At 66.1% G+C, this 22141-nt stretch carries 17 protein-coding genes and 1 tRNA gene; 7 read left to right on the top strand and 11 right to left on the bottom strand.

Annotated features, from left to right (window positions below):
- Positions 1 to 94: 94 nt before the first annotated feature.
- The 8 genes from rpmE to gcvT form a co-directional block, all read right to left on the bottom strand.
- Positions 95 to 310 carry a 50S ribosomal protein L31 gene (rpmE, locus tag KA261_10055; protein MBP7698141.1) on the bottom strand — a complete coding sequence of 72 codons (216 nt, stop codon included), beginning with the start codon at positions 308 to 310 and terminating at the stop codon, positions 95 to 97.
- Between the two features lie 185 nt (positions 311 to 495).
- The gene (locus KA261_10050; protein MBP7698140.1) at positions 496 to 1158 is read right to left on the bottom strand and encodes a class I SAM-dependent methyltransferase; all 663 of its coding nucleotides are present in this window, start codon (positions 1156 to 1158) and stop codon (positions 496 to 498) included.
- Entirely contained in the window at positions 1151 to 1768 is a 618-nt protein-coding gene (locus KA261_10045; GenBank protein ID MBP7698139.1) for a flavodoxin family protein, read from the bottom strand. Before KA261_10045 ends, KA261_10050 begins: the two co-directional genes overlap by 8 nt.
- Positions 1761 to 3659, bottom strand: a complete 1899-nt coding sequence (locus KA261_10040) for an ABC-F family ATP-binding cassette domain-containing protein (protein MBP7698138.1) — start codon at positions 3657 to 3659, stop codon at positions 1761 to 1763. Before KA261_10040 ends, KA261_10045 begins: the two co-directional genes overlap by 8 nt.
- The gene (locus KA261_10035; protein ID MBP7698137.1) at positions 3656 to 5728 is read right to left on the bottom strand and encodes a BatA domain-containing protein; all 2073 of its coding nucleotides are present in this window, start codon (positions 5726 to 5728) and stop codon (positions 3656 to 3658) included. The genes KA261_10040 and KA261_10035 overlap by 4 nt, the downstream gene beginning before the upstream one ends.
- Before the next feature lie 6 nt (positions 5729 to 5734).
- Complete coding sequence (locus KA261_10030) at positions 5735 to 7636, bottom strand: hypothetical protein (protein MBP7698136.1); 1902 nt, start codon at positions 7634 to 7636, stop codon at positions 5735 to 5737.
- Positions 7637 to 7672: 36 nt separating this feature from the next.
- The gene (locus tag KA261_10025; protein MBP7698135.1) at positions 7673 to 8431 is read right to left on the bottom strand and encodes a 2-phosphosulfolactate phosphatase; all 759 of its coding nucleotides are present in this window, start codon (positions 8429 to 8431) and stop codon (positions 7673 to 7675) included.
- 7 nt (positions 8432 to 8438) lie between these two features.
- Positions 8439 to 9536 (bottom strand): glycine cleavage system aminomethyltransferase GcvT, encoded by a 1098-nt coding sequence (gene gcvT / locus KA261_10020; GenBank protein ID MBP7698134.1) that lies wholly within the window; start codon positions 9534 to 9536, stop codon positions 8439 to 8441.
- A 225-nt stretch (positions 9537 to 9761) separates the two neighbouring features.
- Between gcvT and KA261_10015 the strand changes: the two genes are divergently transcribed.
- A complete protein-coding gene (locus KA261_10015; protein MBP7698133.1) occupies positions 9762 to 10508 on the top strand; it encodes a 16S rRNA (uracil(1498)-N(3))-methyltransferase in 747 nt (248 codons plus the stop codon).
- Positions 10509 to 10541: 33 nt separating this feature from the next.
- On the opposite strand, the gene acnA is transcribed toward KA261_10015, so the two are convergent.
- The gene (gene acnA, locus KA261_10010; protein MBP7698132.1) at positions 10542 to 13238 is read right to left on the bottom strand and encodes an aconitate hydratase AcnA; all 2697 of its coding nucleotides are present in this window, start codon (positions 13236 to 13238) and stop codon (positions 10542 to 10544) included.
- Positions 13239 to 13512: 274 nt separating this feature from the next.
- Between acnA and KA261_10005 the strand changes: the two genes are divergently transcribed.
- The 6 genes from KA261_10005 (at position 13513) to KA261_09980 (ending at position 17710) form a co-directional block, all read left to right on the top strand.
- Positions 13513 to 14196, top strand: a complete 684-nt coding sequence (locus KA261_10005) for a hypothetical protein (protein MBP7698131.1) — start codon at positions 13513 to 13515, stop codon at positions 14194 to 14196.
- A 397-nt stretch (positions 14197 to 14593) separates the two neighbouring features.
- Positions 14594 to 15457 (top strand): 4-(cytidine 5'-diphospho)-2-C-methyl-D-erythritol kinase, encoded by an 864-nt coding sequence (locus KA261_10000; GenBank protein ID MBP7698130.1) that lies wholly within the window; start codon positions 14594 to 14596, stop codon positions 15455 to 15457.
- A gap of 15 nt (positions 15458 to 15472) precedes the next feature.
- Complete coding sequence (locus KA261_09995; protein ID MBP7698129.1) at positions 15473 to 15742, top strand: SpoVG family protein; 270 nt, start codon at positions 15473 to 15475, stop codon at positions 15740 to 15742.
- Between the two features lie 52 nt (positions 15743 to 15794).
- Positions 15795 to 15866 (top strand) — tRNA-Gln (locus tag KA261_09990).
- Positions 15867 to 15979: 113 nt separating this feature from the next.
- Positions 15980 to 16939 carry a ribose-phosphate pyrophosphokinase gene (locus KA261_09985; protein ID MBP7698128.1) on the top strand — a complete coding sequence of 320 codons (960 nt, stop codon included), beginning with the start codon at positions 15980 to 15982 and terminating at the stop codon, positions 16937 to 16939.
- A 48-nt stretch (positions 16940 to 16987) separates the two neighbouring features.
- Positions 16988 to 17710 carry a 50S ribosomal protein L25/general stress protein Ctc gene (locus KA261_09980; GenBank protein ID MBP7698127.1) on the top strand — a complete coding sequence of 241 codons (723 nt, stop codon included), beginning with the start codon at positions 16988 to 16990 and terminating at the stop codon, positions 17708 to 17710.
- Between the two features lie 517 nt (positions 17711 to 18227).
- Here KA261_09980 and priA read toward each other — a convergent pair.
- Positions 18228 to 20576 carry a primosomal protein N' gene (priA, locus tag KA261_09975; protein ID MBP7698126.1) on the bottom strand — a complete coding sequence of 783 codons (2349 nt, stop codon included), beginning with the start codon at positions 20574 to 20576 and terminating at the stop codon, positions 18228 to 18230.
- A 139-nt stretch (positions 20577 to 20715) separates the two neighbouring features.
- A complete protein-coding gene (locus tag KA261_09970; protein ID MBP7698125.1) occupies positions 20716 to 22119 on the bottom strand; it encodes a tetratricopeptide repeat protein in 1404 nt (467 codons plus the stop codon).
- Positions 22120 to 22141 lie beyond the last annotated feature (22 nt).

The following is a 22141-nucleotide window of genomic DNA, read 5'->3' as shown; positions in this document are numbered from 1 at the left end:
CTCCCGTCGTGGCCAGGGATTCGCGCGCACTGCCGCCGCCCGCCTGTCCGCCCCGCCGGCGGTCTCGGGCGGCCCCGCGCGGCCCGCTCCTGCGTTACTTCGAATCCTTCTGGTACTTCTTGTACTTCTGGATGAAGCGCTCGACCCGGCCGGCCGTGTCAATCAGGCGCTGCTTCCCAGTGAAAAACGGATGGCAGTTCGAGCAGATTTCGACACTGATATTTTTCTTGGTCGACCGGTTCGGATAGGTCGCCCCGCACGAACAGGTGATCGTCACGTCGAATGTCTTCGGGTGTCCTTCAGCTTTCACAACTCGTTCCTCAACGTTGGCTTTGGGTTCGGCCCTCCGGGGTCGATCGCCCGACGCCCGGAGCCTCTTAATATATACGCATCCCCCTGCCTGGCAAGATGAATCTTCCTGCCGGCGCGCTCGCCGCGCCCGCACGTACAACCTCGCGCGATCGCCCGCGGTTCCCGCGCGGCCCGCCAGGCGAATCATAAGTTCATGTCGGATAATAAGATTGACCAGTAGTAGGTGCCGTAGACCAAGCGGTCCACGCGCCCGTAGGGCGCGCACAGCGAAACCAGCTCGTCCCGCTGAAAGTAGTTCTTCAAGATCACGAACGGCTCACCGTTGTCCAGAAACCGCCGGCGGAAATTGTTGCCGTGGGCATCAACCCCGGCCGCCGGCAGCGACCGTCCCTCGGCCGGCGGATTGTTATCGATCATCCAGAGGCGCCCGCCCCTTCTCACCAGCCGTCCGAGCATCGGAAAAAATGTCGGGAACGTCTCTCTCGGCTGGTGCGACAGCCAGAACGCCAGGACCACCAGATCGAACGCCCCCTCTGCGAACGGGGGGTGTTCAAGGTCGGCGATGAGAAAGTGCGGGGGTCGGCGGTACTCCTTGCGGCCGGCCTGGGCGATCATCTCGGGGGCGATGTCCGCGGCCGCCACCAGGGCCGCCCGCTCGGCCAGGATCTGGGTCCAGTAGCCCGTGCCGCAGCCGAGGTCGAGCACCTCGCGGCCGTCGGCCAGTCCGCGCAGGAAAGCGGCCTCGTCGTCGATCTCTTTTCGGCGCGGGGGATTGTCGCGGTAGTAGATCTGTTCGTACTCCGGTGCGCGTCGCCGGTAGTACCGCCGCGTCTGCTCGTCACCCACAGCGCCTCCGGAGCAATCCGGCCAGCCTGTGTCCGAGCGCGTCGGCCTCGGCCAGGGCCGCCGCCGAACCGGCCGCCTCGCCCGCCTCGAGCCCCCGGGTGCGGTAGGTGAGCAGCCCCTCGTTGGTCACCTCGGCCCATTTGAAGAACCCCGCGATCACGCGCCGGGCTCCCTCGGTCCACTGCCGCTCCCCGCTCACCAGCACCATCGCCCCCGGCCGCTTGCGCGCGATGAGCTTGAGGAAACCGTGGTCGGGATCGGCCCCGCGAAAATCCGCCGGCCGCACACAGTTGCATCGGTCGATGAACAGCTTCGCCTGGCTCGACACCGTGTCGAAATGAATCGGGCTCCCGAACAGCAGGCAGTCGCAGCGCGCCAGCTCGCGGTAGAGCGGCGCCATGTCGTCATCAAAAAAACAAAACTGGGGTGTCGGCGCCTCGCCGCACGCCTGGCAAGGGAGGATGCGAAGATCGTTGAGCTTGACAAAGGTCGTGCGCACCCGCGCCGCGCCGCGCAGACCGCGGCGGACTGCGTCCGCCGCCTGCCGCAGAAGGATGTCGGTCGAGGCTCCCGGCACGGGCGAGCCCGATATAACCAGCAGACTAATCACAGTCGCGCCGCTCCAGTTCCTCAAGTTCGCCGTACAGCGCCAGGAGCGCCGCTTCCACCTCCTGCTTGCGCCGCGAAGCGGCCTCGAGCGCTTCCCAATCGGTGCGCGGAATGCGGCGGGCGATCCCGTCCTCGAGTTCCTCCAGCTCCCGCTCGTGATCGGCGATCTTTGAGCGCGTCGACTTCAACGCCTTCTTCAGGCGCGCCTTGACCCGCGAGGCTTCCTTGAACGCCTGGTAGACCTCCCGCGATTTTTCCTTGTCCGGCCTCGGCGCGGCCTCGAGCGCGGCCGCGGCCGCTTCCGCCTGCTTCTCTTCGAAATGGCTGTAGCCGCCGCCGTAGACGAAAGCGGTCCCGCCGGCCAGGTGGATGATCCGGTCGGCCACCCGGTCGAGGAAGTGCCGGTCGTGGCTGACAATGAGGCAGCTCCCGTCGAACCGCCCGAGCGCTTCCTCGAGCGCCTCGCGCGAGTCGATGTCGAGGTGGTTGGTCGGCTCGTCGAAAATCAGGAAATTGGCCGGGTGGTAGATGATCCGCGCCAGCGACAGTTTCGTCCGCTCCCCCCCCGACAGCGCGGACACGCGCTTGAAGCAGTCCTCCCCGGTGAATCCGAAACGGGCGAGAAACGACCGCATCGCCCCGACCTCGGCCATCGGATCCTCCTCCCAGATGTTGTCGAGCACCGTGGCCTCGAGCCGGAGGTTGTCCAGGTCCTGGTCGAAATAGACGACGTCGACATTCGCCCCGAGGCGGAGCTCGCCGCTCACCGGGGCGAGCTCGCCGATCAGCGCTTTGAGCAGCGTCGACTTGCCCGATCCGTTCCGGCCGACCAGCCCGATCTTCTCCCCCCGGTAGAGATCGAAACTGACATTCCGCAGGACCGGCTCCGCGCCGTAGGCCAGCGTCACCGACCGCACCTCGAGCACGTGGGCAAACGACCGTCCCGAGGACCTCACCGCGATACTCGGCCCGGCGCCCTCGCCCCGCGGCGGAGGGATGCGCTTGATCCGCGACAGGTACTTCAGCTTCGACTGCGCCTGCCTCGTCTTCTGCCCGGCCATGTTCCGCCGGATGAATTCCTCGATGCGCCGGATCTCTTCCTGCTGGTGGCGGTAGTGGTGCTCGTGGAGCCGCTTGCGCTCGGCCCGCTCGACGAGGTACTTCTCGAATCCGCCGACATACTGGTGAATTTTCCCGAACTGGATTTCCCACACCTTGTCGACCGTGCGGCTGAGGAAGCGCCGGTCGTGCGAGACGATCACGCAGGCCTTCTCCAGCTTGCGCAGGTACTCCTCCAGCCAGACGGTCGATTCGATGTCGAGGTGGTTGGTCGGCTCGTCGAGCAACAGGAGATTGCCGCATCCGGCCAGGGCCATGGCCAGCCCCGCGCGGTTCTTCTCGCCGCCCGAGAAGGTGGCCAGCCGGTCGCGGTGGCGGGCGCGCTCGAACCCGAGGCCCTCGAGAATGAGGCGGACCTCGCTCTCGAATCCGAATCCGCCCGCGGCCTCGAACTCGTGCTGCACCTGCCCGAGCCGCTCGAGCCGGCGCGCGTCGTGGGGATCGTCCGCCAGGTGCTCCTCGAGTTCGGTGATCTCGCACCGCATCTGGGCGAGATCCCGGCGGGCCGAGGCCACCAACGCGAACAGCTCCCAGTCGAGCACCGAGGTCTTGTCCTGCGGCACGTAATCGATCACGCAGTGCTTCGCGAGCGTCACCGTCCCGGCGTCGGCCGCCACCCGCCCGGTGAGCAGCTCAAAGAGCGTCGTCTTGCCGATCCCGTTGCGCCCGACCAGGCCGATCCGGTCGGCGGCCGTGATGGTGAACGAGACGGCGTCGAACAGCACCTGGTCCTGGTACTTCTTGGAAACACCCTCCGCGGCGAGCAGCGTCATCCCGGCTCCTCGGGGGGCGCGCCCCGCGCCAGCAGCATCTCGGCCAGCAGGAGCCCGGCCGCGATCCACAGGAAGAGCTGCCACAGCTCCCGCCCGTAGCGGGACTCAGCGATGAGACCGGCGAGATTCCCCTCGGCCGCCAGCTCGCGGTGCTCCGGCGCGCCGACCGCCTGCGCGAACCGGTCGACATCCGCCGCCGCCAGGTCGCCCTCGGCCGGGTCGATGTTGACCGCGAACCGGTCGACCTCCTGCCCGGCGTACCGCACCTGGTAGATCCCCGGCCGCTCGACCGGCTGCGCCCGCACCAGCACCCTTCCCTCCGATTCCTCCGGCGACAGGTAGTAGCGGCTGCTGTCCGGGGCGATCAGCTCCAGCGACCCGGAGATCGCCCCCCTGAGGGAGATCACCCGCGGCGTGCTCGCCCGGGCGTACAGCTTCAGGTCGTAGCTCGAGAGGTCGGCGGCGAGGTACTCGGCCACCCGCGATACGAAGGGGACGAAGAAGGCGTGGCCGACCATGTCGGAGTACGCCGGCGCCATCGGCCCGGCGAACGTCACCACCCGTCCCTCGCCGTACCGGGCCTCCACCAGCGCCGGGCGGCCGCCGGAGAACGTCGCGATCTCCGCCGCCTCCCCGACCGTGTGCAGCCTGGGCAGCGTGTAGAATTTCAGGTCGGGGAGTTTCTCCGCGAACGAAAACACGGAGAAAATCGGGTGCTCCTTGACCACCGACTCCAGCGTGTAGTACCCGGCGCGCGAGAAGTCCGTCCGCGCCGCCTCGTCGATCACCACCCCCGCGATGTCGGCCCAGGTCCGGTTGAACGAGGCCGCATCGGCGCCGCCGCCGTAGGTGAGAAAGAGCGAGGTCCCCCGCCGCACCGCCGCCTTGATCCGCCCGACATAGGCATCCGCGATCGCCGGCGTCCCCGGCAGCATGATCACGTCGTACTCGGCCAGATCAACCGTGCCGAGATCCTCCGGCCGCGCCTGCTTCACCGACCAGTACTGGGCGAGGTCGCCGGAGGGGGTGAGCGCGAGACTGATGAACTGGGCCGCCGGATCCCCCGCGACCATGAGCACCGTGAACTGCTCCGGGATGCGGAAGGTGAAGTAGTAGCGGTTGTCCGAGGGGAACCGGTCGTCGGACAGCTCCACCCAGCCCGAGTGGAACCCGCCGCGGGCGACCGACTGGGTGAACCGCACCGCCTCGTCGCCCCCCGCCGGCGCCGCCGCGTCCGTCTGCGCCACCCGCCGGCCGTCGAGATAGAGCGAGGCGATCAGGTCGGTCCGGGCCGCCGCCCCGTAGTTGTGCACCTGCGCGACCACCTCGAAATCATGCTCCGGCACGAGCAACTGCCCGCCGAAATCCACGCCCGCCACCCCGACATTCTCGGCGTCCTCATCGGGCAGCGCGACCACGAACACCTGCACCTTGCCCTCGAGCTTCAGGCCGCTGTCGGGCAGCGAGGCCCGCTGGCGGTCGCTCACTATGTAGATCTCCCGGGTGAGGTTGGAGGCCTGCGCGATAAGGTCGGAGGCCCGTCCCAGCGCCCCCGCGAAGTCGGCCCGAAGAGCGCTGGCCGGGACCTGCGCGAGCTCCTGCTGCGCCGCGGCCGCCGATCCGAACCGCCCCGCTCCCTCCGCCGCCGCCGTCCGGCACAGCGGCACGAGCGCCACCTCGTCCGACTCGCCGAACGTCTCCAGAAGCTTCTGCGTCCGCTGCTTCGCCAGCGCGAACAGGTTGCCGTCGCGGACCGAGCGATCCATCGAGGCCGAGTTGTCGAAGAGCACGACCGCCGAGACCGCGGCGTGCGAGCCGAGCGCCCCCCCCTCGGTGGTCGGCCGGGCGAAGGCCAGCACGAGGGCGAGGATGATCGCCATCCGCAACAGCAGCAAGAGAATCTGGCGGATCTTTAGCCGCCGCACCTGCCGCCGCTGCATCTCCTTGAGATGCTTCAGCGACGAAAACTCGACGATCTTCACCCGCCGCTTCGAAAAGAGGTGAATCAGAAGCGGAATCAGCGCCGCGAGCGCGGCGAACAGCACGCCCGAATTGAGAAAGTTGAACACGCTCTGCTACTTTATGCGGTAAGGTTTCTCAAGGCAGCGGCGGGCCTCCTGCTGCGCGTACGCGGCCGACGAGCCGGCGAGCACCTGCCCGTAGTACTCCTGCGCAAGGCCGTGGTCCCCCAGGACGTCGGCCGTCTTGCCCAGCCACAGGTTCATCTGCCCCAGGTAGAACGGCCGCGATTCCAGGAACAACCCGGTCTCCAGCGCGTCCCGCGCCAGCTCGGTGTCCCCCATGCCGAGCGCCGCCGCCCCCAGCCAGAGGTAGGCCGTCGGCATCGTCCGGTTGACCGAGAGCTGCTGCTGGAACGTCTGCATGGCCTCGACGAAATAGGTGGCGGCGCGGTCCCGGCCGCGCTTGTCGCCCCGCGAAAGGAGAATCTCGCCCAGCACCACCCGGGCCTCCCCCTGCGGCGCGCGGCTTTCCGGGCGGGTGATGATCTCGACCAGGAGCGATTCCGCGGTCGCGGTGTCGGACGTGTAGAGCGCCGCGAGCGCCCGGTTGAACGCGATGGTTTGATCCGAGGGGTCCTTCGACTGGCCGTTCTGAAGACTCGCGCGGGCCTCGGCGTACATCCCGTTCATCATTTGGAACGACCCGAGCGTCATCCAGTTGACCGCCCGCTCGCCGTCAAGCTGCACCTGCGCTTCGGCCGCATCGGCCGCCCCGTAGTAGTTGCCGAGCATGAACTCGGCCTGTTTCAGCCGCGACCAGGCAAAGGCCGAATCGATCCGCCCCGGCGCCAATTCCAGCATCGCCCGCGCGTAGTCCCGCATCCGCCCGTACTGGAACAGGGCCTCCGCCTTGTCCGCCTCCTGGGCGAGTGCGGGAAAGCGAATTGTCGACGTGTCGACATAAGCGCGCCACTCGGCCTCGAGCGCCCCGATCCCCTTGCCGTATGCCAGCGCCAGGCGGCGGCGGAGGTTGAGATCGTCCGCCGACACATACAACGCGCGAAACGCCTCCAGCCCGTAGCTGTCGATAAGGTACTGGGCGAAGGTCGCCGAGGCGCGGTCCGCTACCAGCGGCGCCGCGGTCAGGTAGGCGTAAGTGTCCAGCAGGCTGTCCAGCGGCGGCACCCGGCCCTCGGCCGCAAGCTTCTTCATGTCGAACAGGGCGAACGAGGTGTAGTTCGCCGCCCCCTCCGACAAGAACGGCGGGGCGTATCCCCAGCTCCGCAGGAGGGCCGTGTGCGTGGCGATGAACGGATCGACCGTGTTCTGACCGTTGGCCGCGATCGCGAACGCCGTGCTCCGCGTCGGATCGGTCACCTGCCCGTACCGCGTGTCCCACAGCACCGCCGGCGAGGCGCAGGGGAGAAGGAAGATGCTGAACTTGCCCGGCAGCGAGAACTGGAACACTTCCTGAAACTGCCGGTAGTGGTGTTCGAGGACGCCCTTGAAAGCCTCGATATAGTAATCGCCGAACGAGTTCGGGACGTAGTGCACGTCGAGGCTGGCGCTCGGCTGAATCTTGTAGGCCCCGGTGACCCGGTGGTCGAAGAGGCACTGGGCGGTGTCGAAATCCGTGAACGCCAGCGGTGTCACCGTGAGCATCAGCCGCCCGCCTCCCTTCCCCTCGATCCCCTCGATGCGGGCGGGGAGACCGTACTCGGCCGAATAACTGCGGGCGTAGGTTCTGGCCGATGGTCCGAGCGTCACCGCGTGCACGAGAAACTGGGCGTGGGCGGTGTCCGCCGCCGTCACTTCCACTTCTGCCGAAAACGCCAGCGCAAACCCGGCCGCCGCGACCCCGCGCACCACGGTCGCCGTGTCGGAGTACAGCAGGACGGCTCCGGCCGCCGAGTCCTGCTGGTGAACGTCGAGGGCGAACCGCACGGCATCCGCGGCGGCCGCCGGGGCGCCTGCCTCCAGGCTGACCAGGGCCGCGAGAATGATCAGGTGTCTCATGCTTTCTTATACTCTCGGGAAGGGTTGGCGATGAACTCACGCCGGCTCGGCCGGCGGAGCCGCGGGCGGATCCACGTCCGCCACCAGGCGGCCGTCGACCATGACCGGGAGCACTGGCATGGTGTCGACCGCGGCCGCCGTCTCCACGTCCGCCCCGAACCCCAGTTCGGTCAGTCGGCGGCCGTGCTCCCCCTGCTGAATGGTCTTCTTCAGGGCGCTCTTGTTCGAGCGGTACAACAGGAGGGCCAGCGACCCGGCGTCGTTCAGCGCGAGATTCAGTTTGTGTTCGGTGGCCAGCAGGTGCACGAGCATGCCGGCGCAGATCGTATCCTCGATCGAAAACCCGCCCTCCTGCCCCGAGCAGACGAGCACGAGGCCGTGCCCGGCCGCGGCCGCCTTGCGGGCCACGGCGCTGACATTGACCAGCGCGCAGCAGAGCACCAGGTCCGCTCCCACCGCGTCCCGGTACACGCCCGTCCCGTTCGTCGTCGTCATGATCACGAATTTGCCGCCGACCGTCTCCGGCGTGAACTCCGCGGGCGAATTGCCGAGCTTGAAATTCTCGATCCGCACGTTGTCCCGCTCCCCCGCCAGCACGGCCATGTCCCCCCCCAGCTTGGCCCAGAGTTCGCCCGCCTCGCCGGGGCCGGGCGTCGGGATCACTCCCTTCGCCCCGGCCAGGAGCGCCGCGCAGGTCGAGGTGGACGACCGCAGAACGTCGATCGCCACCACCGTCCGACCCGACAGCTTCGCCCGCCCGAACGGGATCGGCGTCAGGTACAGGTCCACCTGCATCTGGAGTCTACTTGTGCGAGCCATGCTTATAGAACGGCGGCTTCACCACCACCGCCGGGAACTCCTTGCCGCGGATCGCGACTCTCACCGTCGATCCCACTTTGCTCAGGTCGCGCGGGACATACCCCATCGCGATCGCTTTCTGCAGACTGGGAGAGAACGTGCCCGAGGTCACCTGCCCGATCGGCTTCGCCCCGTCGGTGATCGTGTAGCCGTGGCGCGGAAACGCCTTGCCCTCGAGCTCCAGGCACACCAGCCGGCGGACCGGCTTCTCATCCCGCTGCTTCTCGAGCACCGGCTTGCCGATGAACTCCTTGTCGAAATGGACGATCCACGACAGCCCGGCTTCCACCGGCGTCGTCGTGTCGTCGATATCGTTGCCGTACAGGGCCATTTTCATTTCCAGCCGGAGCGAATCGCGCGCCCCCAGACCGATCAGTTTCATCCCGAATTTCTTCCCCGCCTCCGTCAGCACCCGCCACAGCCGGTCGGTGTCCGGCGGCGGAATGTACAGCTCGAAACCGTCCTCCCCCGTGTACCCGGTGCGCGAGAACAGCACCTTCACTCCGCCGATCTCGGCCCGCGCCCAGGTGTAGTAGGGCATCGCGCCCAGGTCGAACGACGTCACCTGCCGCATCATCTCTTCGGCCTTCGGTCCCTGCACCGCCAGCAGGCTCGTGGCGGGGGATTGGTCGACCAGGCGGACATTGCCCGCCAGGTGCGACTGGAGCCACGCGAAATCCTTGGCGATGTTCGAGGCGTTAACCACCAGCAGGTACTCCTGCGGGCCCATTCGGTACACCAGGAGGTCGTCGACAATCCCCCCGTGCTCCATCGTCATGCACGAGTACTGGATCTGGCCGACCTGCAGGTCGGCGACGTTGTTGGTCGTGGTTCTCTGGAGGAAAGCCAGGGCGTCCGGCCCGCTGACCTCGAACTCCCCCATGTGCGACAGATCGAACAGTCCGACATTGGTGCGCACCGCGAGGTGCTCGTCGGTGATCCCCGAGTACTGGATCGGCATGCAGAACCCGGCGAATTCGACCATCTTCGCCCCGGCCTGAATATGGTAATCGTAGAATGCGGTCTTGACAGCTTCCGACATGGCAGACTTCTTTCCTTAGACCCGCTTGCAGGCAGGTAATTACATCATGTCTGCCTAATGTAGAATGACCGCCGGAAATGTCAATATCTACTTTGCGGCGGCCCGGCGGGCGCCGCGCCGGAGTTGACTTCGCGCCCTCGTGACCCTATCCTTCCCCTGCCCGGTATGATCGCCGCCCGCAACCGTAATCGTCCGGAAAGGTCGCGCTCCGGCGCGCACGATGCCATGAACCTCATCATCCTCACCGAACACGACCGCGTCGGCGGCGAGACCTTCCGACTGGCCGCGCAGCGGGCCGACCACCTCCGCACCGTCCTGCGCGCAACCGAGGGGGACCTCGTGCAGGTCGGCCTTCTTAACGGCCCGTGCGGGACCGCCCGCGTGGCGCGCCTCGCCGCCGATGAAGCCCTCCTGGACTGCCGGTGGACCGCCCCTCCGCCGGCCCCCGTGCCGACCGTCGATCTCATCTGCGCTCTCCCGCGCCCGCAGACTCTCAAGAAAATCCTGTTCGCCGCCGCCATGATGGGGGTCCGCCGCCTTCACCTGGTCCGCGCCCGGCGCGTCGAAAGGAGCTACTTCTCCTCCCCGCTGTTGAACCCGGAGCAGTACACGCCGCACCTGATCGAGGGGCTCAGCCAGGGACGTCTGACCCGCCTGCCCGAGGTCGCCGTGCACGACCGGTTCCGGCGCTTCTTTGAGGATATCCTCCCGGTGCTCGAGCAGAACGAATCCGCCCCGTCGCTGCGGCTCGCGCCCCACCCCGGCGCAGCGGCGATGCTCGACGCGGTCTATCGCGGCGATTCGCCCCGTCTCCTGGCGGCTGTCGGGCCGGAAGGGGGATGGGTGCCGTTCGAGGTCGAGCTGCTGACCTCGCTCGGTTTCCGCGCCTTCAGCTTGGGGCGCTTCACCCTCCGCGTCGAGCACGCCGTCACCGCCGTGCTCTCGCAGATCGAGTTGCTCGCCCCCCGCTGACGGTTCCTCCGGCCGGCCCGGGGAGGCCTTCGCCTACGCCCGGGCGAGCTGCCGCAGCACCATCTGCAAAATCCCCCCGTGCCGGTAGTACTCGACATCGATCGGCGTGTCGAGCCGGGCGACGGCCTCGAACCGTTTCTCGCCGTTCTTCGAAAGCGCCTTCACCGTCACCCGCTGTTTCGGCTTCATGTCGTTCGAGAGTCCCTCGATCGTGTACAGTTCGTGGCCGGTCAGCCCCAGCCTCTCGCGCGCTTCGCCCGGCAGGAACTGGAGCGGGAGGACGCCCATCCCGACCAGGTTGGAGCGGTGGATCCGCTCGAAACTCTCGGCGAGCACCGCTCTGATCCCGAGCAGGCTCGTCCCCTTGGCCGCCCAGTCGCGCGAGGACCCCATCCCGTAGTCCTTCCCGGCGATCACCAGCAGCGGCGTTCCGTCCGCCTGGTACTTCATCGCCGCATCGTAGATGCTCATCTGCTGGTTGGCGGGGAGATAGATCGTCACGCCCCCCTCGGTTCCGGGGGCGAGCAGGTTGCGGATGCGGATGTTGGCGAAGGTGCCGCGCGTCATGACCCGGTCATTGCCGCGCCGCGAGCCGTAGGAATTGAAGTCGGCAAAAGTCACGCCGTGTGAGAGGAGGTATTGGCCCGCCGGGCTGTCGGCCTTGATCGACCCCGCCGGACTGATGTGGTCGGTGGTGATCGAATCGCCGAATATCCCCAGCACCCTCGCGTCCCGGATCGGCTCGACATCCCCCGGCTCCGGCTTCATGTCGACGAAGAACGGCGGCTCCTGGATATAGGTCGATTTCTCGTCCCACCGGTAGAGCTCGCTCGCGGGCGACTGGATCCGGTTCCACCGCTCGTTGCCCGTGAACACGGCCCCGTAGCGGGCGCGGAACATGGCCGGGCTGATCGCTCCCGCCATGGCCTCGGCGATCTCCCGCTGGCTGGGCCAGATGTCCCGCAGGTACACCGGCTTTCCGCCCTCATCGGTCCCGATCGGCTCCGTCGCCAGATCGATCGCGGTCGTTCCGGCGATCGCGTAGGCCACCACCAGCGGGGGCGAGGCGAGGTAGTTGGCCCGCGTGTGCGGGTTCACCCGCCCCTCGAAATTCCGGTTGCCCGACAGCACCGCCGACACCACCAGGTTCCCCTCCTCGATCGCTTTGACCACCGCTTCGGGCAGCGGCCCGCTGTTGCCGATACAGGTCGTGCACCCGAACCCGACATTGTGGAACCCGAGCTTCTTCAGCGGCTCGATCAATCCCGCCTTCTCGAGGTAATCCATCACCACCCGCGACCCCGGGGCGAGCGAGGTTTTCACCCACGGTTTGCTCGTCAGCCCCCGGGCGGCCGCCTTCTTCGCCAGCAGCCCCGCCCCGAGGAGCACCGAGGGATCGGAGGTGTTGGTGCAGCTGGTGATGGCGGCGATCACCACCGCGCCGTGCCCGATCGCGGCCCGGTACCCGTCGCTGATCTTGACCTGCCTCTCGGTTTCGCTCGGTTTGAGCTCGAACCCGCGCTCTTTGATCGGCCGCGCGAGCGCTCTCTGGAATTCGTCTTTCATCTTCGACAGCGCCACCCGGTCCTGCGGCCGCTTGGGACCGGCCAGCGAGGGTTCCACCTGCGAGATATCGAGCTCGAGCGTGTCCGTGAACGCGGGGGCCGCCGCTCCCTTCGCGCGGAACAGCCCCTGCTCCTTGCAGTAGCACTCCACCAGGTCGACCTCGCCGTCGGTCCGCCCGGTCATGCGCAGGTAGTCCAGCGTGAGCTCGTCGACCGGGAAAAACCCCATCGTCGCGCCGTATTCGGGGGCCATGTTCGCCACCATCGCCTTTGCCGGCAGCGGTAGCGTGTCGAGCGCCTCGCCGTAGAATTCGACAAACTTCCCCACCACCCCTTTCTGCCGGAGCATCTGCGTCACCGTGAGCACGAGGTCCGTCCCGGTCGTCCCCTCCGCGAGCTTCCCCGTGAGCTTGAACCCGATCACCTCCGGCGTCAGCATATAGAGCGGCTGCCCGAGCATGACCGCCTCCGCCTCGATCCCCCCGACGCCCCAACCGACCACCCCCAGCCCGTTGATCATCACCGTGTGGCTGTCCGTCCCGACCAGGCTGTCCGGGAAGGCCTCGCCGTCGCGCACCAGCACGCACTTGGCGAGGTACTCGAGATTCACCTGGTGGCAGATCCCGGTCGCCGGCGGCACCACCCGGAAATTCGCAAAGGCCTTCTGCCCCCAGTGGAGGAACTCGTACCGCTCGGCGTTGCGCTGAAATTCCATCTCCATGTTGGCCGCCAGCGCGTCGTCCGAACCGTACCGGTCGACCATGACCGAATGGTCGATCACGAGATCAACCGGCACGAGCGGATTGATCTTCTTCGGGTCCCCCCCCATCCGTTTCATCGCCGACCGCAGCGCCGCCAGGTCGACCACCGCCGGCACCCCGGTGAAATCCTGAAGGAGTACGCGGGCCGGTTTGAAGGGGAACTCGTGGCTCTGCTCGGCCGCTTTCCTGGCGTCGTAGCGCGCCATCGCCGCCACATCCTCGTCCCGAATCACCCGGCCGTCGGCGTTGCGCAGCACCGCTTCGAGGAGCACCTTGATCGAGTAGGGCATCCGCTCGATCGCCGCCCGGTCGATTCCCCGCTGCCCGGCCAGCTTGTCCAGGCGATACACGGTGTAGCTGTTCCCCCCGGCTTTGAGCTTGCCTTTGACGCCAAACGGGTCCATGCGATCCTCCTGTATGGGTAACTTCACTCGTTTCACGCACTTATCGAACGTCGGGCTACGCCTTGCCGCCGCCCGGCGTCCGGGTCAGGGGATGAAGATATGAACGAATGCGGGGGAACGCAAGGGGGAGAGAGGAAACGCGAAAGGCGAAGCAGAGAAGAAAAAGATTGTGTCGGCGCGGCCGGCGGCTATATTCGATAGCGTATTGTGGGCCCAGAGCGCCACGTTAATCGTCCAAAAACAGCAGCCTTGCTGCACCGAGGGAGGAAGAGCGATGATCCACGTTCATTGCGCGATTTACAGCCTGCTCTGTCTGCTCGTCCTGGATGCGAAAGGTGTCGGCCGCGATTCCTTTCCGGTTCACGTGCCGCCCGCCGCCGAGGAGCCTCGCACCGCGCTGCTCGGACTTGACGGCGTCACGGTCGCAGTGTGCATGTCGCCGGGCGCGCTTTATGCGTTCGGTACGGAAGAGCTCTTTCGCGCCCAGATGCGGCTCACCTTGGCGCACCACCGCCTGGCGGTGTACGACGCTCCCGGCCGCCTCGACCGGGACAGCATGCACATGAACATCCCCGACCTGGTCTACTCCATCGACTTCATCCGCAACCGCCTCGACGACGGTTCTCCGACCGGCCTCGTCACGTACGTCCTCACCCTGAGCGCGCGCGACTATCTGGACTACGCCCGGTTCGAGAAATCCCGGACCGGGGTCAAGCTCCGGGGCCTTCCGCCGGTCTATTGTTCCTTCTGGGAGCGCAGCACCTTCGGCCTCGCCGGCGAGGACGATTTCAAGGACATCGCCAAGGAGAGGTTGTCGGAATTCCTCGATGTCTTCATCGCCGAGTGGCAGCAGTGCAACTCGCCGGCGGCTCTCCGATGGCTCGAAGCCGGAAATGCGCAGCGAAATTCCCCCTCTCTCGAGAAAGGACAAGGGGAGGAGCAGACCACGGGGAGATGACGCACCGGCGCTATCGTAAGACAGCGCCCCGGCGCGCTCCGTGCGTCGGAAGTGCTTGAGACCGGGATTCACGCTGCGACGCGGTATGAACTCCGGAGTTCTCCGTTTCTATACGGCAGCAAGCATTCATCCTCCGGCCTCCCGCAGGCGTTTCTCCGCGACCTCCCGTCGGTTTCATTGACGGCGCTTGTCGATCCCGTTTGCCGCCCCACCCTATCTCCTTGCGCCGCAGCCGGATGCGCTCGCCTCGCGGTCTCTTGCGTCCTATTTGGCCTCACCCCCTTGACACGCGCCCGCAATTGCCTATCTTAAATTAGGGCGATATGGTTACGGGTGGGCCAAGGACGAAGTCTTTTTCTGTGCCAATATGAATACTATACAGATAGCGCCTGGCAAAGTGCGCGTTGAGGCACCGGCGAAGATCAACCTCTTCCTGCAAGTGCTCAACCGCCGGCCCGACGGCTACCACAACATCAACTCGCTGTTTCAGGCGGTCTCGCTGCGCGACACTCTCACGGTCGCGCTCGCCGATGCTCCGGGCGTGCGGCTGGACGTGATCGGGGAGGACGGCCTTCCCGCCGGCGAGGACAACCTGGTCGTTCGGGCCGCCCGCCTGATGGCCCGGGAGTTCGGTCTGAATCAGGGGCTTCACATAGTTCTGGAGAAACGGATTCCGGTCGCGGCCGGGCTCGGCGGCGGATCGAGCGATGCGGCTGCAACCATCGAGGCGATCAACCATCTATTTGGACTGCGGCTTGCGCCACCTGACCGGATGCGTCTGGGGCTGCTCTTGGGCTCCGATGTTCCTTTCTTCTTCACGCGCGGTCAGGCGCTTGTCCGCGGTCGGGGAGAGTTAATGGAGGAGACGGAATTTCCGACCGACTACGGGTTGCTCCTGGTCAACCCGGGGTTCCCGCTGTCCACCGCGACGGCCTATGCGGCCCTCAAAAGGAACTTGACAGATTCCGGGGTCCCGTTTAACTTGCCCTGTTGCCGGGCGGTGGATGAGTATGTCCACCACTTGGGTCAAGCAGACAACGATTTCGAATCGATTCACCGCCGGTCGCACCCGGAGTTGGACGAGATCGCCGGTGAACTGCTGAAACGCGGAGCTGTCCTGGCCCGGATGAGCGGATCGGGTCCGACCGTGTTCGGACTGTTTGCATCAGAGCCGGAACACCAGGATCTGGTTGTACAGAGACGGGGAAATTGGCGGTGTTACGCGGTTGCGCCAATCACCCTGTTGTCGCAGGAGAGCTGAGAAATTGGAGGCACCGTGGAAATCACCGAAGTACGAGTGACGTTGCGAGAAGAGGAACGCCTCCGGGGTTTCGCCAACGTGACGTTCGACAACGCGTTCGTGGTGCGCGGGATGAAGATCATTCAGGGCAACACCGGCTTCTTCGTGGCCATGCCCTCCCGCCGGCGCCCCAACGGAACGCATCAGGACATCGCCCACCCGGTCAACGCCGAAATGCGGCTGGCGATTGAAGAACGGGTGTTGGCGGCCTATGAAGAGGAGCTGAAAGCCCACGCCAGGGTCTGAAACGCCCCGGCGCCGGCCCCAACCGCCGCGATTAACGGCATCAAGACGCTTTTGGGGCGTCGTCAAGCGGTAAGACACCAGCCTTTGGAGCTGGCATTCCCAGGTTCGAATCCTGGCGCCCCAGTTATATACCGTGCCAGACAACGAGATAATGGTGGTGAGAGCCTGCTTCGACGCGGCCGGGCAGCCACGCCGAAACAGGTTTAACTTTCCGGTGTAACGACAAGGTCCATACCCATGATAGTTCGCGAGGAAATTCGACTGGTGACGGGCAATGCCAACCGCCCGCTCGCCGAACGCATTGCCGCCTACCTGGGCGAGAAGCTCACCGACTGCACCGTCACCCGGTTTTCCGACGGCGAGGTGTTTGTCCAGATCAACGACAACATCCGGGGCGCCGACGTGTTCGTCATTCAGTCCACCAACCCCCCGGCGGAGAACATCATGGAGCTCCTCATGCTCATCGAGGCCGCCCGCCGGGCCTCGGCCATGCGCATCACCGCCGTCATCCCCTACTACGGCTACGCCCGCGCCGACCGCAAGGACCGCCCCCGCGTCGCCATCACCGCCAAGCTTATCGCCAACCTCATCACCACCGTGGGCGCCGACCGCGTCATCACCATGGACCTCCACGCCAGCCAGATCCAGGGCTTCTTCGACCTCCCCCACGACCACATGTACTCCTCCGGCATCTTCAACAAGTACTTCCGCACCCTCAACCTCGACCCGCTGGTGGTGGTGTCCCCCGATGTCGGTTCGATCAAGCTGGCCCGCGCCACCGCCAAAGCCCTCAATGCCGAACTCGCCATCGTCGACAAGCGCCGCCCCCGCCCCAACCAGGCGCAGATCATGAACCTTATCGGCAACGTCGAGGGGAAAAACATCCTGATCCGCGACGACATGGTGGACACCGCCGGCACCATCTGCCAGGCGGCCCATTTCCTGAAAGAACGCGGCGCCCGCGACATCTACGCCGCCGCCACCCACGGTGTGCTCTCGGGCAACGCCATCACCCGCATCATCGAGTCCCCCATCAAGACCATGATCATCACCGATTCCATCGACCACAGCGGCAAGCCGCTCACCGATAAATTCGAAATCCTCACCTGCTCCGAGCTGATCGGGGAGGCCACCAAGCGCATCTTCGACGAGGAATCCGTCTCCTCTCTCTTTGAGGACCAGCCGCTCGTCGTGTGACCGAAATGAAATGTTGTTTATAGTCTCAACGAAGGACGTGTTTGCGCCATGAAAGAAGTACCTATCGCCGCCCGCCCCCGCGACCGGTTCGGGAAAGGTCCCGCCCGGCGGACCCGCATGGCCGGCGAAATCCCGGCCGTCGTCTACGGCCCCGAGGTCGAGTCCCGGACTATTGCTCTCGGCGAGCGGGAATTCCACGCCACCCTCAGGGCCGGCTCCGGAACCACCATCTTCAACCTCGCCGTCGAGGGCGTTACCAACCGGGTCATCCTGCGCGAGGTCCAGCGCGATCCGGTCAGCAGCCGGATTACCCATGTCGACTTCTACGCCATCAGCGAGTCCAAACCCCTCAACATCGATATTCCCCTGACCTTCGTCGGCACCCCCAAGGGCGTGAAAGATGAAGGCGGCATCATGCAGATCACGATGCGCGACATCGAGGTCTCCTGCCTGCCCAAGAATATCCCCGAGGTGGTCAACGTCGACGTCTCAAACCTGGGCATCGGCGACGCCATTCACGTCTCCGACCTCACTATCCCCAACGTCGAAATCCTCGCCGAATCCGATCGCACCGTCGTCGTGATCAGCGCGCCGACTGTCATCAAGGCGGTGGCGGCCGAGGCGGCGGAAGCGGCGGTGGCGGCTGAGGGCGAGGCCGCCCCGGCAGCCGAGGGAGAAGAGGGCGCCGAGGGGGCCAAGGACAAGGACAAAGAGAAGGAAAAGGGCAAGGAGAAGGAGAAGGGCAAGGAGAAGGACAAGGGAAAAGACTGAGCCCCTCCTTCGTTCCACACGATCACCATCAGCCATCAAGTGGCAGTTCGTTCTCGAAAGCCGCCGGTTCACCCCGGCGGCTTTCTGCTGTCCGGCGATGGCGCCCGCGACCACTCCCCGGAACGGCAATTCGTTTTTTCTCACGACCAAACCGGCCGATTTTAGGGGTGATTCGTGCGTCCGCGCGAATGCCCGCCGAAGCCATCAATTGGTTAAGTTCTTGCCGTACTGTGCGATCGCCGAATGTTGGGAATTGCGGAAACGATCCGGCACAAAACTTGTTACATACGCATGCGACGGGCGGATATGGAAGCCCGCCCGCGCTTCCTCACGCGGACCAGTCGGAAGGGAATTCCGGCTGCTCTGCAAAGAGGAGACCTCTTTGTGCGTCCTTCTTCCGAGAGAGCCACAGTGTCACAGTCGGAAGAACCGCCGGAGTCGGCTCTACGAGTGCTTTGAGGGGAACGAAAGGCATGGCCGGACCGGCGGTTTTTCTGTCTTGGCCGCCCCGGCCTGGCTACATCATATCGTTCGGATCGACATCCACGACAACCTTGATCTTCGCCGGCAGCCCGAACCGCGCGGTCTGCTGCTCCCAGGCCGACAGCATCACCACCAGCGCCCGGATCTGCCGCGTCTTGACAAAGAGGTGCCGGCGGTAGGTCGACCGCAGGTAGTACAGGGGGCAGGGGGCCGGACCGAGCACCCGCCCGTTCACCCCGGCCTCGCGCATGCGTGCATCGAGTTCCTCCCGGAATGCGAGCGCCGCCTCCTCGAGCCGCTTGGCGTCGTCGCCCGACAGCACGAAATTGACCAGCCGGGAGTAGGGGGGATAGCCGAGTTCCTCCCGCTTGCGGATTTCGGACTCATAAAACCCCCGGTAATCCTGGGCCGCGGCGCGGTCGATCACCGGGTGCTCCGGGTCGTAGGTCTGAATGAGCACCTCACCCGGCTTGGCCGCCCGCCCCGAGCGTCCGGCCACCTGCAGCAGTTGCGCAAACGCCCGCTCCGAGGCCCGGAAGTCGGGGAGGTCCAGCAGGGCGTCGGCCGCCAGCACCCCGACCAGCGTCACGCCCGGCAGGTCGAGCCCTTTCGTCACCATCTGCGTCCCCAGCAGCAGATTCGCTTTGCCTGCTGAAAAGTCCGTCAAAATCTCGTGCAGTCGCCGCCTGCCGGTTGCGGAATCGGAATCCAGCCGGAGCGCCGCCGCTCTCTCGAATAGCCGCGGGATCGTTTCTTCCACCCGCTGGGTTCCCGCGCCGACCGGAAAGAAGTGCGGGTCGCCGCACGAGGGGCAGGCGTCGTAGCGCTGCTCCACCCACCCGCAGTAGTGGCAGGACAGTTTCCGCCCCTCCTTATGATAGGTCAGTTTCACCTGGCAGTTCGGGCAGCCCGGCACCCGCCCGCAGCGGCTGCACTTCAGCTGCGGCGAGTAGCCGCGCCGGTTGAGAAACAGGATCACCTGCTCGTCGCGGGCCAGCCGCTCGTCAACCTCCTTCTTGAGCGAGTAGGAGAGGAAGGGGAGGTCGCCGCCCAGGCGGTCGGTTTTCATGTCGATCACCCGCACCGCCGGCAGCGTCGCTCCGGCCGGCCGCTCGGTCAATTCCAGCAGCCGGTACTTCCCGGTCTGCGCCTGGTAGTACGATTCGATCGAGGGGGAGGCGGAGCCGAGCAGCACCGGGACATCCTTGATCCGCCCGCGCATGATCGCGCAGTCCCGCCCGTGGAAGCGGGGCGCCGGATCGTCCTGCTTGTAGCTCGGATCGTGTTCCTCGTCGACAATCACCAGGCCGAGATGCGCAAGCGGCGCAAAGATGGCCGAGCGCGGCCCGATCACGATCGGGTATGTGCCGGCACGGATCCCGTTGAAGCTGGCCAGCCGCTCGCGGTCGCTCATCGCCGAGTGAATGACGGTCACCCGGTCGCCGAAAAATCCACGAAAGTACGCCAGGGTCGTGCCCGTGAGTGCAATCTCCGGCGTGAGCACGAGCACCGTCCGCCCGGCCGCGACCACCTCGCGCGCCAGGTGGCAGTACACAATCGTCTTGCCCGAGCCGGTCACCCCGTGGAGGAGGTGGACGCCGAAGGCCGGGTTGGCCGCCGCCGGGCGGAGTTGCCGGAAGATCGCCTCCTGTTGGTGCGTCAGCCGGATCTGCTCGAGGTTTTCGCGCGGTGCGATCATGTCGTAGAGGTCGGCGGTCTCCTCGCGGTAACAGGGCTCCAACAGCCCCTCGCGGATCGCCTTGGCCACATAGTGCGCCGTCCAGCCGGCGGCCAAGAGTTCGGCCCGGCTCTTCATGCCGTCGAACGGGTACGGCTTGACCTTGGCGCGCGCAAACCACTCCTCCCAGGCCGGGAGGCGGGCGGCGCGGTAGCCGACCACCGGCTGCCCGGTGTGGGCGTTGGCCTCGGGCCAGCGCTCCACCACGGCGCCGGCGGCCACCAGGCGCGCCACCGGGAGGCGCCGCCGCCGAAGCGCGGTCAGGTCGGACGGCCGCAGTTGCCGCCCCGGCCGGATCAGGTCGCGCAGCTCCGGAGCGGCCTCCGCCGCCGCCTCCGTCCACACCAGGTGCGCCTCGGCCCGGTTCTTGATCGTCGGCGGCAGGGCTGCGCTCAGGCAGTCGGCCGGGTTCGCCAGGTAGTACTCCGCCATCCACACGCACAGGGCAAACAACTCGTCGGAGAAATAGCTGTAGGGATCGATCGCCCGCCCGAGCGGCTTGGCCGCGATCCCCTCTGGAGGGCGGCCGGCCGGCCCGAGGTAGAAGCCCACGGTGCGGGAGCGCCCGAACGGCACCAGAACGCGCTGGCCGGGGGAGAGGGGTGCCGACCCCGGCGGCAGCGCATAAGTGAACGTTCGCTGCATCGGTCCCGCGACCGCCACGTTTACGTACGGTCCGCCTGAAGCGTGTCGTGCCGCCATGGTGGAAGAAAAACGGCAGGCCGAAGCCTGCCGTGGGTGAATCTCACAACATCGTTGCCGATGGTTCGCCGGGGAGTCCGGCTCATCCCTGCCCGGCCGCCGACAACTCCTGGACTTTCTTGGCCGCCTCGGCCGCTTTGTCCGCCTGGCCGGTCTCCTTGTAGAGGGCGCCCAGGTTCTCCCATATCTTGAGTTTGCCGGGCTGGAGCGCGGCGACTTTCTCGTACGCCCGCACGGCGTTCGGGAAGTCCGCCATCCGCAGATAGCAGTCGCCCAGCGAGATCCAGTTCTCCGCGTTGTCCGGTTTGGCCTCCGCGACCACCTCGAATCCCTTCACCGCCGCGGGGCAGTCCTCCAGCAGGGCCGAGGTGAAGGCAAACTGCTCGGCGATCGCCACGTCCGCGGGCGCCTGCTCCCAGGCTGTCCGGAAATAGGTCCGCGAGGAATCGAACATGGCGCGCCGCAGGAGATCGAACTGCGCGGCCGCGGCCGCATCCTGCCGGGTGCGCGCCGCCGAGGCCGAGTCGGACATGTCCTGCGCCTTGATGAGGAAGTACCGGCCGCCGGCCGCCCACACGTTCGGGTTCTCCGGCGCCCGCTCGAGGATCACCCGGTAGATCGTCATGGCCGAGTCGACATAGATCCGCTTCTCCGGCGCCAGGCCGCAGTTGTTGTAGCAGGCGGCGAGGTAGTTCATCGTGTTCAGCGAATCGGGATACGCCTTCAGGTACTCCTGGAAATACGGGATCGCCCCGCAGTAGTCATCCTGACGCACATGGTAGTACGCCAGCTGTTGCGAGAGCAGCAGCGGGTTCTTCGCCCGCTCGTAACCGCGCGTCATCCACTCGATCGCTTTCTCGTAGTTGCCCGCCCGGTCGTAGGAGTCGCCGATCGCCACATACGGGCTGTAGTCGCTCGAGTCGATCAGGATCGCCATGCTCATGTTGGCGATCACGGAGTCGATGTTGGTGTTGATCTGGTCGCGGATGTAGGCCAGACGCGTCGAGTCGGTTTCCCCCTCGAGGCTGCCGGCCAGCTGTTCGAGCGTCTTCACCTGACCGTGACCAAGATTATAGAAGAACCGGAAGTACTTGACCTTGGTGGAGTCGGCCAGCTGGATGTACTTCGCGCAGTCTTTCAGATACTTCTTGTCCTGCACCGGAATCTTCCCCTCGCAGGTCAGGTGCAGTGAGTCGATGTACGCCAGCATCTTCACCAGGTGGGGCCGCTTGGCGTCCAGTCCCGCCGCGCCCTCCATCTTGTCGGCGTACACCCGGAACGTCCACTGGTAGGCCTCCGGCACCGCCCCGAAACTGATTGCCACCGTGTCGAGCAGGAGCAGCGCTTCATCCGGCCGGCCCTCGATGATCGCGATCTTGGCGCCGCTGATCATCGCTTTCAGCGGTTTGCCCCCGCCCAAAGAGCTGCCCGCCAGCAGGGCCGCGGCCGCGAGCATCACTATGACTATCACAGCTGTTCTTTTCAAAACGGTACCTCCTGGGTTCATT

This window comes from Candidatus Zixiibacteriota bacterium, assembly GCA_017999435.1.
In the GTDB taxonomy this organism is placed as follows: Bacteria; Zixibacteria; MSB-5A5; order GN15; family FEB-12; genus JAGNLV01.
The sequence above is the reverse complement of the archived record's forward strand: the minus strand, read 5'-3'. Positions and strand labels throughout refer to the sequence as shown.

Excerpts from the sequence above, each read along its gene's own strand:
- KA261_10025 (MBP7698135.1), bottom strand. The coding sequence starts at position 8,431 with ATGCAGGTGGACCTGTACCTGACGCCGATCCCGTTCGGGCGGGCGAAG.
- KA261_10015 (MBP7698133.1), top strand. The coding sequence starts at position 9,762 with ATGAACCTCATCATCCTCACCGAACACGACCGCGTCGGCGGCGAGACC.
- KA261_10040 (MBP7698138.1), bottom strand. The coding sequence starts at position 3,659 with ATGACGCTGCTCGCCGCGGAGGGTGTTTCCAAGAAGTACCAGGACCAG.
- KA261_09985 (MBP7698128.1), top strand. The coding sequence starts at position 15,980 with ATGATAGTTCGCGAGGAAATTCGACTGGTGACGGGCAATGCCAACCGC.
- KA261_10030 (MBP7698136.1), bottom strand. The coding sequence starts at position 7,636 with ATGAGACACCTGATCATTCTCGCGGCCCTGGTCAGCCTGGAGGCAGGC.
- gcvT (MBP7698134.1), bottom strand. The coding sequence starts at position 9,536 with ATGTCGGAAGCTGTCAAGACCGCATTCTACGATTACCATATTCAGGCC.
- priA (MBP7698126.1), bottom strand. The coding sequence starts at position 20,576 with ATGCAGCGAACGTTCACTTATGCGCTGCCGCCGGGGTCGGCACCCCTC.
- KA261_10005 (MBP7698131.1), top strand. The coding sequence starts at position 13,513 with ATGATCCACGTTCATTGCGCGATTTACAGCCTGCTCTGTCTGCTCGTC.
- acnA (MBP7698132.1), bottom strand. The coding sequence starts at position 13,238 with ATGGACCCGTTTGGCGTCAAAGGCAAGCTCAAAGCCGGGGGGAACAGC.
- KA261_09980 (MBP7698127.1), top strand. The coding sequence starts at position 16,988 with ATGAAAGAAGTACCTATCGCCGCCCGCCCCCGCGACCGGTTCGGGAAA.